Origin of the sequence: Microbacterium sp. NPDC055910 (assembly GCF_042271185.1) — a bacterium.
Classification (GTDB): domain Bacteria; phylum Actinomycetota; class Actinomycetes; order Actinomycetales; family Microbacteriaceae; genus Microbacterium.
The window spans coordinates 15214-28173 of sequence record NZ_JBHJZS010000010.1 but is presented as its reverse complement, the minus strand read 5'-3'; the positions used below and the strand labels follow the sequence as shown (position 1 = coordinate 28173).

At 68.9% G+C, this 12960-nt stretch carries 19 protein-coding genes and 1 tRNA gene; 11 read left to right on the top strand and 9 right to left on the bottom strand.

Annotation, left to right across the window (positions count from 1 at the left end; all coding sequences use genetic code 11):
* Positions 1–9 precede the first annotated feature (9 nt).
* Genes ACFC3F_RS06665 through ACFC3F_RS06655 form a run of 3 tightly spaced genes read right to left on the bottom strand, consistent with a single transcriptional unit; the run spans position 10 to position 1287 of the window.
* A complete protein-coding gene (locus ACFC3F_RS06665; protein WP_376127838.1) occupies positions 10–441 on the bottom strand; it encodes a pilus assembly protein TadG-related protein in 432 nt (143 codons plus the stop codon).
* The gene (locus ACFC3F_RS06660; protein ID WP_376127836.1) at positions 438–902 is read right to left on the bottom strand and encodes a TadE family protein; all 465 of its coding nucleotides are present in this window, start codon (positions 900–902) and stop codon (positions 438–440) included. Before ACFC3F_RS06660 ends, ACFC3F_RS06665 begins: the two co-directional genes overlap by 4 nt.
* Entirely contained in the window at positions 877–1287 is a 411-nt protein-coding gene (locus tag ACFC3F_RS06655) for a TadE/TadG family type IV pilus assembly protein (RefSeq protein WP_376127834.1), read from the bottom strand. The genes ACFC3F_RS06660 and ACFC3F_RS06655 overlap by 26 nt, the downstream gene beginning before the upstream one ends.
* Before the next feature lie 118 nt (positions 1288–1405).
* On the opposite strand from ACFC3F_RS06655, the gene ACFC3F_RS06650 reads away from it, so the two are divergent.
* The 9 genes from ACFC3F_RS06650 to ACFC3F_RS06610 all read left to right on the top strand — a co-directional run bounded on the left by ACFC3F_RS06650 (position 1406) and on the right by ACFC3F_RS06610 (position 7702).
* Positions 1406–2833, top strand: coding sequence for a recombinase family protein (locus ACFC3F_RS06650; protein WP_376127832.1), 1428 nt, complete (start codon positions 1406–1408; stop codon positions 2831–2833).
* On the top strand, positions 2830–3198 hold the full coding sequence (locus ACFC3F_RS06645) for a hypothetical protein (RefSeq protein WP_376127830.1): 369 nt from the start codon (positions 2830–2832) through the stop codon (positions 3196–3198). The genes ACFC3F_RS06650 and ACFC3F_RS06645 overlap by 4 nt, the downstream gene beginning before the upstream one ends.
* 114 nt (positions 3199–3312) lie before the next feature.
* Positions 3313–3525, top strand: a complete 213-nt coding sequence (locus tag ACFC3F_RS06640) for a hypothetical protein (RefSeq protein ID WP_376127828.1) — start codon at positions 3313–3315, stop codon at positions 3523–3525.
* Positions 3522–3662: a hypothetical protein gene (locus ACFC3F_RS06635; RefSeq protein ID WP_376127827.1), complete on the top strand. Its 141-nt coding sequence runs from the start codon at positions 3522–3524 to the stop codon at positions 3660–3662. Before ACFC3F_RS06640 ends, ACFC3F_RS06635 begins: the two co-directional genes overlap by 4 nt.
* Positions 3659–5548, top strand: a complete 1890-nt coding sequence (locus ACFC3F_RS06630; RefSeq protein WP_376127825.1) for an AAA family ATPase — start codon at positions 3659–3661, stop codon at positions 5546–5548. Before ACFC3F_RS06635 ends, ACFC3F_RS06630 begins: the two co-directional genes overlap by 4 nt.
* Positions 5545–5922 carry a hypothetical protein gene (locus tag ACFC3F_RS06625; protein WP_376127823.1) on the top strand — a complete coding sequence of 126 codons (378 nt, stop codon included), beginning with the start codon at positions 5545–5547 and terminating at the stop codon, positions 5920–5922. The genes ACFC3F_RS06630 and ACFC3F_RS06625 overlap by 4 nt, the downstream gene beginning before the upstream one ends.
* Positions 5919–6137 (top strand): hypothetical protein, encoded by a 219-nt coding sequence (locus ACFC3F_RS06620; RefSeq protein ID WP_376127821.1) that lies wholly within the window; start codon positions 5919–5921, stop codon positions 6135–6137. The genes ACFC3F_RS06625 and ACFC3F_RS06620 overlap by 4 nt, the downstream gene beginning before the upstream one ends.
* 268 nt (positions 6138–6405) lie before the next feature.
* Complete coding sequence (locus tag ACFC3F_RS06615; protein WP_376127819.1) at positions 6406–6711, top strand: hypothetical protein; 306 nt, start codon at positions 6406–6408, stop codon at positions 6709–6711.
* 163 nt (positions 6712–6874) lie between these two features.
* Positions 6875–7702 (top strand): hypothetical protein, encoded by an 828-nt coding sequence (locus tag ACFC3F_RS06610; protein ID WP_376127817.1) that lies wholly within the window; start codon positions 6875–6877, stop codon positions 7700–7702.
* A gap of 31 nt (positions 7703–7733) precedes the next feature.
* Here the strand turns inward: ACFC3F_RS06610 and ACFC3F_RS06605 are convergent, their stop codons facing one another.
* The 6 genes from ACFC3F_RS06605 to ACFC3F_RS06580 all read right to left on the bottom strand — a co-directional run bounded on the left by ACFC3F_RS06605 (position 7734) and on the right by ACFC3F_RS06580 (position 12447).
* On the bottom strand, positions 7734–8264 hold the full coding sequence (locus tag ACFC3F_RS06605; protein ID WP_376127815.1) for a hypothetical protein: 531 nt from the start codon (positions 8262–8264) through the stop codon (positions 7734–7736).
* A gap of 36 nt (positions 8265–8300) precedes the next feature.
* Positions 8301–9110, bottom strand: a complete 810-nt coding sequence (locus ACFC3F_RS06600; RefSeq protein WP_376127814.1) for a hypothetical protein — start codon at positions 9108–9110, stop codon at positions 8301–8303.
* Positions 9111–9352: 242 nt separating this feature from the next.
* A complete protein-coding gene (locus ACFC3F_RS06595) occupies positions 9353–9484 on the bottom strand; it encodes a hypothetical protein (protein WP_376127812.1) in 132 nt (43 codons plus the stop codon).
* A 19-nt stretch (positions 9485–9503) separates the two neighbouring features.
* A complete protein-coding gene (locus ACFC3F_RS06590) occupies positions 9504–10421 on the bottom strand; it encodes a type II secretion system F family protein (protein ID WP_376127810.1) in 918 nt (305 codons plus the stop codon).
* Positions 10418–11275 (bottom strand): type II secretion system F family protein, encoded by an 858-nt coding sequence (locus ACFC3F_RS06585; protein WP_376127808.1) that lies wholly within the window; start codon positions 11273–11275, stop codon positions 10418–10420. The genes ACFC3F_RS06590 and ACFC3F_RS06585 overlap by 4 nt, the downstream gene beginning before the upstream one ends.
* Positions 11272–12447: a CpaF family protein gene (locus ACFC3F_RS06580; RefSeq protein WP_376127806.1), complete on the bottom strand. Its 1176-nt coding sequence runs from the start codon at positions 12445–12447 to the stop codon at positions 11272–11274. Before ACFC3F_RS06580 ends, ACFC3F_RS06585 begins: the two co-directional genes overlap by 4 nt.
* A 113-nt stretch (positions 12448–12560) precedes the next feature.
* On the opposite strand from ACFC3F_RS06580, the gene ACFC3F_RS06575 reads away from it, so the two are divergent.
* Both ACFC3F_RS06575 and ACFC3F_RS06570 read left to right on the top strand, forming a co-directional pair.
* A complete protein-coding gene (locus tag ACFC3F_RS06575) occupies positions 12561–12770 on the top strand; it encodes a PLDc N-terminal domain-containing protein (RefSeq protein WP_376127805.1) in 210 nt (69 codons plus the stop codon).
* Between the two features lie 58 nt (positions 12771–12828).
* A tRNA-Leu gene (locus ACFC3F_RS06570) sits at positions 12829–12910 on the top strand.
* Positions 12911–12960: the final 50 nt, after the last annotated feature.

The window sequence follows — 12960 nt, the reverse complement described above, 5'->3', positions numbered from 1 at the left end:
ACCCGTCCGTCAGCGCAACGCCGTCCGACTCGTCGCGGTGGCCTGCAACGGCACCCCCTCGGGCACGAAGAGCGTGAAGACCGGCGGATGCCACGCCCCCGCCACCGTCACCCGCGCCGAGACACCGTCGGGCGTCGCCGCCGACACCACGCGCGCGTCGCTCGCGACGACGTCGAGAAGAGCGGATGCCTGCGCGTACACGTCATCGGAGGTCAGGCGCGCGACCGGCTCAGCGCCCGAGATCTCGAGCGTGAAGCCGTCTGCGCCGGCGAGAGCGGCGGCATCCGCGATCGCGTCGAGCCGCTTCTGCGCGAGATACAAGCTCGTGGCGTCGACGCACACGAACACCGTGACGGCGGCGAGCAGCGCGTACCCGATCGTGAGGAGCAGCACGCTGCCCTGGTCGTCGCGGGCGAGACGGCATCGCAGCCACCCGATCACGGTGCACCCCACAACCGCGAGACCTTCTGCACCGCGCTCGCCTCGACCGGCACGGCGGCGACGCGATCGAGCCCGAGCACAGACGGCGCGAACGGCAAGGGCACCGTCGTGCGCAACGACACCACGACGGTCGCACCCGGCGCGGGGCACGGCACGACGGCGGGCGCACACGCGATCGAGACCTGCACGCGCTCGGCGTCCATGCCGTACTCGCGCACGACGGCATCGAGCACGGCATCCGCGCGCGCACCGGCATCCGTCGCACCATCCGCCGTCGAGATCGCGCGCGCGATGTGCCGCGCCGCGGCCTCGGCGCCGAGCGACTGCGCCTGGATCATGCCCAGCGCCACCACGAGGTAGAGCACCGGCACGAGCAGGACGACACCGACCAGGATGAACTCCAGCGCCGCCGAGCCGCGCTCGGGGTCGTCGACCTCACCCGAACGACTCGAGGGGCGCATGCGCCGTCACCTCCAGCATCCCGGGCGCGCCCCACAGCCCGATGAGGGGCAGCGTCGCGCGCACCGTCACGGCGACGGTGTCGTGGCCGAGGGTGCGGACCGCGCTCGCCCGCACGTCGGTCGCGTAGCCGCCTCCGACCGTGCGCGTGAGAATCTCGCGGGTGCGACGCTCACCGTCGAGGGCGGTCGTGTCGGCGAGCGCCGCGTGGTACGCCCCCTCGACCGCCGCGTCGTGCACGACGTTGCGCACGTACACCGCGAGCCCGAACTGCAGCACGCCGAGCGTGAGCGCCGTCAGCAGCACCCCGACGAGCACGAACTCGACCGGCGCCGATCCCCCGTCATCGCGCAACGCCGCGACGAGGCGAGAGCGGATGCCGCGCATCAGAACCCGGCGACACGCGAGATCGCCTGCTCGAACAGCCCCGCGAGCGCGGGCCCGGCGAGCGCCCAGATCACGACGACCAGACCGGTCACGACCTAGTTGGTGTATTGTGGATGGCATGGGAACGAAGCCTCGACGCTCTGCCGCGCTACTCGATGGGCCGGACTCGTGCGTCATCTACGTCCGGATCTCGCAGGCGCGCGATGGGAGCACGACGAAAGTCGAGACGCAGGAACGTGAGTGCCGCGCGCTCGCGAAGCGACTCGGGCTCGCCGTCGAGAAGGTCTACCGCGACAATGACATGTCCGCGACGAGTGGGAAGGTCCGCCCCGCTTTCGAGGCGATGCTGAAGGCGCGGCCCGAGGCGATCATCGCTTGGCACCAGGACAGATTGCTGCGCCTCACGAGCGACCTAGAGAAGGTGATCGATCTCGGCGTCGGCGTGCACTTTGTCGTGTCCTCGACGCTGGAGCTTTCGACCCCGGCTGGCCGCGCGGTCGGGCGCACTGTAGCCGCGTGGTCGCAGTACGAAGGCGAGCAGAAGGCAGAGCGCCAGCGCGCGGCGAACGTGGCGCGAGCGGAGCGGGGACACTGGCAGTTCTCACGCCGCCCGTACGGGTATGAGCGCCGCGACGGCCGGGTCGAGATCGTCGAGGCTGAGGCTGAGATTGTGCGCGAGTTGTACCGGCGATACATCGCGGGCGAGTCGCTCTATGCGATCGCCGCGGACCTGACAGAGCGCGACGTGCCGACGTTCGATGGCGCCTGGTCGATGAAGCGCGTAGGCCAGATTCTGCGGAACGATCACTACGCGGGCATCGTGACCTATCAGGGTGATCGCGTCGATGCTCCCCCGTCGTGGGTGCCGCTAATCGATGAGCGCACCTGGAGCGATTACGTCGAGACCCGCGTCGGTCGCAGGCGTAAGGGCGCCTGGAGCACGACGACGCGACATCTTCTGAGTGGAATGCTGACCTGCGGAGTCTGCGGATCTCGGATGCTCGCGCGCCCCGATCGCGGGCATCAGGTCTACGCATGCACGACCAATTGGTGTGTCAGTATGCGCGGGGCAGACGTGGAGCCAGTCGTGGAGGGCATCGTGCTCGCACGTCTGGCTGATAAGAAGGTCCTCCACGCGCTGCGCCACGTCCCAGATACTGCGCCGCTACAGGCTGAGATCGCCGCGCTGCGCAAGCGGCGAGAGGATGTGACCGATCTTCTCGCCGAAGGCATCCTGGACCGCCGCAAGGCTCGCCAGCAGGCGGCAGATCTGTCGGCCCGGATCGATGCTCTCGCCGGTCGACTGGCCGCGATGCGCAAGGAATCGCCGCTGACCGATCTGGCGCTCGCCCGCTCGATCCCAACCCGCTGGAAGGGTCTCTCAGTGCTCAACAAACGGCGCGTCATCGAGGATCTCGGGCTGCAGGTGACGGTCAACAAATCTCGACCCGGTCGACGCCCGCTGGACGCCGAGGGTAAGCCGATCGTGGACCTGCGGCGGCTGCAGTTCGATTGGCTCGATGCGAACGCCGAGGCCATCGGATGACGTCGATCAAGGTGTCGTGCGCCACCGGCCACAAGCGATCGACCGTCGCGAGGTTCGGCACCCGCGGAACCCTCGGCGAGGCGTGGCCGACGGTGAACGCCAACGGCGAGCCTGTGAACCCTAGACCGTTCTGGGGGCTCCAGGGCGCCTCTGAGGCGATCGTGAAGGCCAGCACCGTCCAGCCCTATCTGCCGTTCGACGGCGACTCTCACGACACGCTCACGCTGCAGTGTCCGCGGTGCGCGCTCTCCTTGCAAGTGCGCCAGTCAACCATGAACGCACTGCTCGCACCGTTCGCAGATCGGGGCGACACGCGGATCGCGCTCGCGGATCTCATTGCCGCCGCATCGCCCGGTAGCAACTAGACTTTGAAGCACACCGGCAGTTGTGGGCCGGTCTAAGCAAACCGCATCATCCACGCCTCTCAACGGGGGCAACGTGCGAGGGCAATGCCCTCCGCTCCCCGTTGGAGGCGTTCCTTGTCAATACCCGACACGATGCCCGCGCGTGCGAAGGTCGCCGCGCTCTCCCGGTCACGCTCCCGGACTGACCCGGCGCTGACCACGGCCCGCCGAGATCTCGCCGCCGCGAACATCGCCGCCGCCATCGACCGCGCACTCGCGGACGCTCCCGCGCTCAGCGATGAGCAAGCCGAGGCGCTCGCCGCCCGACTCCGCGGCAGTGCAGCATGACCCGCCTCGATCGATTCTACCGAGCGCAAACCGAGATCCAGCAGGCTCGTGATGCCGCCCGCGAGCGTGCGCGGACTGCTGCGCACGAGCCGCCCGAAGCCGCTGTAGACGCCAACGAGCGCGAGGTGATCGCATGACTCGATCCGCCGCGTATGAGCGCGTTACAGCCGCGCTCAGCGCGGGCGGCTGGAAGATGCGAACCCACGGCCGCGACAGGGCGCGAGCGCAGTGCCCCGCGCACGGCGGCGACGATCTGAACCTGTCGGTTGCTCGCGGCGACCAGGGCGTGCTCGTGCGCTGCTGGTCGCAGGCATGCTCCGAAGCCGAGATCGCCGACGCGCTCGGGCTGCAGCTCGCGGAGCTGTTCGATGCAGACGGCCGCGCGCGGTATAACTACGGCGCCGGTCATTTCGTCACCCGGACGCGGACGCCGCAAGGTAAACGGATCTCGCAGACAAGAACGCCCACGACGACGGCCCTCTGGATTCCAGAGGGATCGAGGCCGATCGCAGAATCTGCCGTCGTGCTGCTCGCCGAGGGCGAGAAGGCGGCGGATGCGCTCGTGAGGATGGGGGCGACCTGCGCGGCGACATGGCCTGGCGGGTCTGGCGGAGTCGGCAAGGTGGACCTCTCCCCGCTCGCGGGCCGTACCGTCGTGATCTGCCCGGACGCCGACGAGCCTGGAGAAAGGGCGCTGCGCGCCCTGGTGGCGCGGCTGGACGGGGTTGCCGCCGAAGTCAAGGTTTGGCGTACCCCGCCGACGTTCGGAGATGCGAGCGGGCTGCTGGACAGCGCCGACCTCTACGTCGCGGGCGGCAGTCTCGACGATCTCGTCGAGGATCTCGTACCAACTGTCGAGGCGGGCGAGGATTGGGGCGAGATCCCGCTCGAGGACCTCGTCGCGGGACTGCTCGACGGGACGGTCGAGACCGCCGCGCCGTCGATCTTGACGCGCGAAGACGGTCAAGCGCTGCTCTATCCGGGCAAGGTCAACGGCATCCACGGGGACTCGGGCGCAGGCAAGTCCTGGACTGCGCTACTCGCCGCCGCGCAACTGCTCGCCGACGGCCGCCATGTCGCCTACGTCGACCTGGAGGACTCCGCTGCCGACATCGTGGGGCGGCTGCTGGCGCTCGGAGTGGAGCCGCGACACATCGTGGAACGCTTCCACTACCACCACCCTGAGAGCCGCTTCCACGTCGGCGCGGATCGCTTCCTCTCGTCGCTCCAGAAGATGGATGCCGCTCTCGTGGTGATCGACTCGACCGGCGAATCGCTCTCGCTGGAGGGGGCGAATCCGAACGCTGACGAAGAGATCGCGGCATGGTTCCGCGAGGCGCCAAAGCGGATCGCCGCCACGGGGCCGGCCGTGCTCATCCTCGACCACATGCCAAAGTCCTCAGCCGACGATCTATGGCCGATCGGCTCTCAGCGCAAGCGGGCCGCCATCGACGGCGCTCAGTACCTGCAGGAGATCGTGAGTGCGTTCTCGCGGGAGAAGGCAGGCGCCGCCAAGCTGGTAACTGCCAAGGACCGGCACGGCACGTATGCGCGCGGGCAGAAGGTCGCTCTGCTGCATGTCACTCCCGAGGGCGGCACCGTGCGTCTCACGCTCGCCGCCCCGGATGCCGTCGCGACGATCTCGGGAGCATTTGAGCCGACGACGCTCATGGAGCGAGCATCACGTGCGCTCGAAGACTCGATCGAGCCGCTCACAGGTGCTCGGCTCATCTCCGCCATTGGCGGCAACAAGAGATACGCGGCGCGCGCGATCGCCGCCCTTGTGGACAGGGGCAACGTCACTATCTCGATCGGCTCGCGCAATGCCCGCTGTCACTCGCTCGTGCAGCCATACCGGGAGGGCGACCTACCCCCGTCGATCGGGGAAGGTCATCCCCCAATCGGCATTCTGACCTCCCCCCGTCTAGGGACGGGGGTAGGAGGGCAGGTCATTGACCTCCCCCCGGGGCAGGTCGGGGCAGGTCGGGGCAGGTCGTCGTCTGGCGTGGAGGTGAGCGCATGACAATCGCCAGGCTGAAAGCCGCTACATCGAACGCGTTCGAGGCCAATCGGAGCGCCACAGTCGACGATCTCGTCGAGGTCCGCCACGAGGGCGGCATCTCGATCTGGTCACTCGGGCCGGTCGCGTGCGTGATCGAGACGCTCACCGAGGACGCACCGGGAATCTACACCGCGATCATGCGCCGCCGAGTGCTCGCGAACCTCACCGGCCATTGCCCGGGCTGCGGCGCGGTTGCTGGCGTCACACATGAGTCGCGCGGCGAACTTATCCACGCGACCCGTTGCATCGTCGGGCATCCCCCTCGGCGAATGACCGCGTATCTCGACCCGGCGGCAACGGCTGCCATCTGCAGCCTCGTAGGAGACATCGCATGAACCCCACCCCTGCCCCGCCGCCCGCGCCCAACGCCGTCGAGGGTCTCCGCACGAGTCTCGATTCCGTGCTGAAACTCGTGCTCAGTCGGCTCGACCCGAGCCGGGCAACTCCAATCAGTGTGCGCGAGGCTCTCGCCGCCGCAGGCGTCCAGGTCAGGGAAGTGTGGGCCGGCCAATGGCTCGACGAGGCTCGCGAGATCAGGCGCGGACGATGACTACCGAGACGCAACACCTTGTCGGGTGGACGTTCCACGCGCTGGCCGACGCCGCGGGGATTACGCACCTGCAGGCGTTCCGGCTGCTCGAGTCCGAGGTGCGTGCCGGTCGTGTCGTGCGACTTACGTGCGGATCTCGTGAGTTGTACTCCCGGCTAGGTGGGGGCGAAATCACTGAGATTCAGCCGCCCGACCCAGTGACCTACCGGCCGCCAACCCGCGATCGGCTACCTGCCCGCAAGGGCTCAAGCAGAAAGAAGAGGAAGCGATGAACGAGACGACGAACCAGAACCGCGACACGGACGCCGGTGTCGATGCGTGGACGGCAGAGGCCCTAGCCGATCTCCTAAGCGTGGACGTGGAGATTGCGGAGCGAGCCCTCGATCAGGGTGTGGCCGGTGGCTGGGCGGTTCGCCTCTCCCAAGGCCCGACCACTTTCTACCTGGCGGGGTCGATCGCGAGCCGGTTGACCGGATTCGGCGCCGTGCCTGTCGAGGGCGAGCGCCTCGATGCTCGCCGCGAGCGCGCTCGCCAGGACCGCGACCGCAAGGAAGGAACCGAACGTGCCCACTGAACGCCAAGCCGTTCGAGAGCGAGCCCGCGCACTACTAGCCGCAGACGACGAGCGTCGCGCACGCCTTCCACGCGCTCTTTGTGGTGCGTGCGGCGCCGTCGTCAACGAGGGGGAAGGAATCGCTGCGAACGTGAATTCATGGGCGCCCCAGGGAGAGCGATCTGTGTTCGACCACGTCGACAGCGAGCGTGCGATCAACAACCTGCCCGCCCTCTGCGGCTGGCGCCGCAGGCATGATGGCTGCGCCACGACCAGCGGAATCGTCGCCGAGATCCTCGGCAACGAACCGTTGCCGTACGAGATCGCGGGCGCCGCGCTCGGCTCGCTGCGGAGATCGCTGCTCATCGAGCGGCGTCACCCTGACCCGATCCACGCGGACGTGCAGCACCGAGCGAAGAAGCCGCGCCCGTGGGCTCACGTCACGGATGCCGACCGCGAAGTGCTGCGGAAGGCGATCGATCGCGTACGAGCCCAACATGAGCCGCGACGATGCGTCAACGGAGCGTGCGCCTGGTGCGGCGTCTCGAAGTCGATCGGCTGGCGATCATCGCCCGAGACATGGGCCGACGGCAGCGACGCGCCCCTCTGCCGCGCGTGCGCTGCTGTCTGGGAAAGCCGAGGGAAGCCGACTGATCGCGACAGCCGACGCCGCTGCGCGCTCGAAGCGCTGTCGGGCGCGGCAGGATTCCATGGCGACGGACTCGGCATCCGGGCATACATCGACCTCACGGGCGACGACCACAGCGGCACCGACCAGCCGTGGCAATACGCTCCGGCGGCACTCGAAGCCATCAAGGACCGAGCGCGCATGACATGGCCGAGTACCGTCACGGATCCGCAGATCCGGAACGAGTATGCCGAGCGCGCACGACGCGAGCACCGCGAAGCGCAAGAGGCTGTCTGGGCCGCGATCGAAGCCGAACGCGCCCAGGCGGAGGCTGAGGCCGCCCGCGCCGCGGGATGGGTCACAAACGGGGGTCTCGGTGGGTAGGCCGAGCACCTGCAAGCGGGGACGGCGACGCCTAGCGCTCGTCGTCCCCGTCGGCATCATCCCAGCCTCGAATGTCGCTTTCGAGCGCCTCGATCGCCGGGACGATGTCGAGATCGATCACCTCAGCATCCGAGATCTCTTCGTGGCCGCTTCTCGCCACCAGCATGTCGACAAGCCGATTCAACTCAGCCTCGTTTGGGGTCACGGCGAACCGCTGGGGCGCATCTAGGCCGTCAAGCTTCGACGCCCTATCCGCGACCGCCACGCCCGCCCTGAGGGCGCCTGGGCGGCCTGCAGCGGCGTCCCTGGCGGCAACGCTCCAGAGGTACTCCATGCGCTCGCGCCAGACCGTGCGCGCCTCGTCGGCACTCGGCTCCGGAAGGCGACCCACGAAGCGCCGAACGGCGCGTATCGCGTTGGCGTCATTGGCGAAGCCGACCGCTTCGGCGATCTCAGCCCATGTCTTGCCGAGCACGCGAAGGTGCCATGCCTGCGCCGCTCTCTGCATCGCGTCGCCTCGTGTGCCCACTTTTGTCATACCGATCTGTCCGCTACCTGTCACGCGTTCACACTCGCAGACTAGCGGAAATCGGACATGCTATCCGATCCGTACCCATTCGCCGCAACCACCCTGGATATCCAATGAATAGTCCGACGTTGCTACCGTGAGTTGGACCTGGGTCGCTGCAGGGATGAAGTTGTTGTCGATCGTGTTACCGGCTGAGTCCAGGCGAGCCCAGTAACAATTCTTGATGGAGCCACTCGCCTGGTAGGTGCCAGGTTGCACATCCTGACCGACGACGTAAACGCCCGCGCCCCAAAACCGAGTGCCGGCCGCGCGTTCCTGTTCCGCCTGTGTCGCTTGAGCCGATGCGGCTCGCAACGCGTCAGCGCCGGGGAAGTCGGGACAAATAACGAGCATCCCCGCTATCTCGGCCTGCTGCGCATCGCTGACTGGCCCGTTGGTCACGTAGAAGCCGGAGGTTGCCCCACAGAGCGCGTAGAGGTACTTCAGATGACTCAGGTCGCTATAGCCCGCTGCCTTGGCAGCTGCCACCTGCTCTGCGCCATAGTCCTGACCTCCAGAAGGCGTGGCCTCGCAGCTGTCGAATGGCTTGGCGGCTGCCCACGCATCGCGGAAGGATGCGAAGCTCAGCCGAACAATCGCGTCACTAGGACTGGAGCCAACCTTCTTCCAGTCGTAGAGGCTCGGATCCTCATAGCGACACTCGAGGCTGAAGGTGACGAGGTCCAGCGTAGGTGGCGTTGGCGTTGGCGTTGGCGTCGCAGTCTGCGTGGCGAGGCTACTCGGCTTGGCGGATTCTGCCGTCGCCGACCTGCTCGCCGCGCTGCACGCACTGAGCCCGACGATGAGAGCAACAGCGCCGACACCGCTCGCGACGCTCACCCATATTGACCTCGTTTGTACGTGCATCCATCTCCCCAGTCTGGCTATCCGGCATTCGCGCTGACTAGCCATAACGTATCCGAGGACGTCGCTCTGTGTGCTTGAAGGCCGCGATCCTCCCGGACCTCGCTCACTCGTGAGGACGGAGAGCGTCGCCAGGCGCGTCAGTCTTCGATTTGTGCTGGCCGGGGGGTGCTTTGCTCGGGATCCGGATGCCCCGCGGCGTATAGTCAGGCCGGGAATTACCCACTCACTGTCGACACTGGTAGTCCGGCCGTCATGAGGGTGATGAGCACCCAGCCGGGCACATCGCCGCGCTCGTCGTCGCGGAGGTCCTGCAGTGCGGCGTGCGCACGGGTGAAGAGGTATCGCATGAGAGTCCTTTCCTACGGGTCAGCCGATTCCGAGTCGGAGCATGAACACCCCGGGGAAGACGGCGAAGATCACACTGAGCGGCAGGATCAAGAAGACGAGCGGCAGGAGCATGACGATCTCCTTGCGCGCCGCGCGTTCGAGCAGGCCGCGCTTGGCGTCCTCGCGCGCGTCGAGCGCCTGCGCGTGCAGCACATGCGCGAGGGGCGCGCCGCGCTCGATCGCGGCGATGAGATGGTCGACCCCGCGTGAGAGCGCGGGCACGTCGAGTCGCTCCGACAGACGCGCCAGCGATTCCGGCAGCGACGACCCCGTCCCCACCGCGAGGACGACGCCGCGCACCTCGGCGGACATGTCCCCCGCACCGATGTCGCCGACACGTCGGAGCGAATCGAGGATGCCCTCGCCCGCCGACAGGCACAGCGCGAGGAATTCCCACAGGGTCGGCAGCTCCTCTTCGAGCCGCGCGACGCGGGCGCGCGCGGCACGGGTCAGCACGACGTCGCACACGACGACGGCGACGAGCCCGACCACGGGCGGCAGGATCCACGCGCTCGCCGAGGCACGGCCGACGAGCGCGAGTCCGACCATGAGCACGCCGCCGAGGCCGACACCGACGATCCCCCAGGTCAGCTGACGCCCGCGGAACATCGCGGCATCCATCGCCCAATCCGCCTGCCGCAGCCGCCGTTCGAGCGACGACGCACCCCCGACGGCACGCGCGAACCGCATCTGCGCCGCTCGCCACAGCGCGAACAGGTCCGGCGCCGCCGGCACGGTCGTGCCGCGCGGGTCGGTCACGTCCCGGATATACGGCCCGACACGCTGTGCGAGAGACATCGCTCCCCAGCGCGGGGCGACGGCGACGAGCAGGCACACTCCGACGCCGAGACCCGCGCCCAGGACGACGGCGACGGCGACATCGGTCACGGCGCTCATGCGAACCACCGCCGCGGCTCGGCGAGGCGCCCCATGCGCAGCATCACCCGGTATGCGATGACCGAGACGACGGCTCCCGCGACCACGAGCACGACGCCTTCCGCGCTCGCGTAGGCGCTCGCCCCCTCGGGCCGCATCGCGAGCAGCGTCAGAATGACCCACGGCGCCGCGACGCCGAGCACCGCCGCACCCCGGATCCACGACTGCCGCGCCTCGACCTCGGCGCGCAGCGCCGCATCGGCGCGCACCGATGCGGCGAGCGAACGCAGCACGGGTCCGAGCTCGGTGCCGCCGACCTGGCGGGCCATCCGCAGCGTTTCGACGATGCGGTCGGCGACGGGGTCGGCCAGCGCGGCCTTGAGCTGCCGCGCGCTCGAATCGAAGTGACCGGATGCCGCCAGGTCGCGCCGGTACGCCGAGAACCCGGCGCGCAGCTCGATGGGGGCGCAGTCCGCGAGGCTCGCGACGGCGTCGGGCAGCGACATGCCGGCACGCACGGAGGCGATGAGCAGATCGCACACATCGGGCCAGAGGCGGCGCCGGGAACGCTGCCGCCGAGTCCGCTGCGCGCGCACCGCCACGACCGGCGCGAACCCGCCCGCTCCCGCGGCGATGACGGCGAGCGGTGCGACCGGAACGACGAGCCACGCGACGGCGCCGCCGAGCGATGCCGCGCACACCGACACCGCCGCGAGCTGCCACGGGGCGACCCGTCCGAGCCCCGCCTCCTCGAGCAGTCGCGTGATGCGCGTCCTCTCGGCAGCGGGCGATCGACGGATGCCGTCCGGCCAGAGCCACGGCGACAGCGCGAGCAGCATCCCGGCCGCGAGGCTCGCACCGAGCACGACGGTCATGACTGGTCCGCCCGATACAGCGTCCGCGCGGCGATGAGCCCGCCCTCGACACCCGTCGGCGCGATGATCTCGGCGACGCGACGGCGACCCCCGGCATCCCGCACGCAATGCGCGACGAGGTCGACCGAGCCCGCCACCGCCGGCATCACGAAGCCCGCGTCGATGTTGCGCCCGGCCAGCAGCGGGAGCGCGACGAGCTTCGTGAGCGCCTCGCGCGCCGAATTGGCGTGGATCGTCGCGGTACCGGGAACCCCCGTGTTCAACGCCAAGACGAGATCGAGCGCCTCGGCATCGCGCACCTCGCCGACGACGAGCCGGTCTGGGCGCATCCGCAGCGCCTCCTTCACGAGACGTCGCAGCGTCACCTCGCCCGTGCCCTCGAGACTCGGCTGCCGACCCTGCAGCGCGACGAGGTCGGGAGCGTCCACGGCGAGCTCGAAGGTCTCCTCGACCGTGACGATCCGGTGCCCGGGCGGACAGGCCGCGATCAGCGCGCCGAGCAGGGTCGTCTTGCCCGCGTGCGTGGCTCCCGAGACGAGGATGCTGCGCCCCGCACGCATCGCATCCGTGAGAAGCCGCGCGCCCTCCGGCCGCAGGGCTCCAGACGCGACGAGACCGGCCAGGTCGCGGAACGCGGGCAGGAACTTCCGCAGATTGAGCGCCCAGTGCCGACGTGTGATGTCCGGGATGACGACATGCAGCCGGCTGCCGTCCGGCAGTGAAGCGTCGACGAAGGGCTGCGACAGGTCGATACGGCGGCCCGAAGCGTGCAGCATCCGCTCGACGAGGTCGCGCACGACCGTGTCGGTCAGTGCGAGCGGCACACGCTCGGACACCCCGCCCCGCGCGACGAAGATGCGGTCGGGAGCGTTCACCCACAGCTCTTCGACCGTCGGGTCGTCGATATAGGCCTGCAGCGGACCGTAGCCCGCGACGGCGGCGAGCGCCTCGCGCGCGCACGCCGCCTCGTCGTCGACGGGCACGAGTCCGCGGGCGAGCGCGAAATCGTTGTGACGGCGGACTTCGTCTCGCGCGACGCGCGCGGCGAACTCCGGGTCACGCGAGGGGTCGCTCTGCGCGCGCCGCAAGCGCTCGCGCACGCGCTCGGCGACCAGCACGGCGGCAGGCGCGGCGCGCTCCGCGGGGGCGGCAGGGGCGACGATGGAACTCACCGGAGCATCCTCGCAAGCGGCTCGATCGGCGCGGCGAAGTTATCCACAGCACGCACTTCTGGTGATGGCGGCGATCGGCAGGCAGGATGGAGACATCCAGGGAAAGGAAACCCATGTCCGTCGAGAAGAACCTTCCCCTTCCCGCGCGCGGTGCGCTCGGGTTACTCGCGATCGTGCAGGTGGCCTTCGCGTTCCTCGCCTTCTGGGATCTGGCACACCGCGACAAGCGCGAGGTGCGCGGCCCCAAACCTGCCTGGGTGCCCGCGATCCTCGTGAATTGGATCGGTCCGGCGACCTACTTCCTCTTCGGAATCAAGCACTGAGATCCGGGGGTCAGCACCCCGTGCGACGTCGGCGCGCGTCAGTAGACTTATCTCACTCGCGGGAGTGGTGGAACTGGTAGACACGCAGGATTTAGGTTCCTGTGCCTCCGGGCGTGTGGGTTCGAGTCCCACCTTCCGCACGCACATTCGTGCCCTTCCGACCGTGAAAGATCGACCTCGACGGGACCCC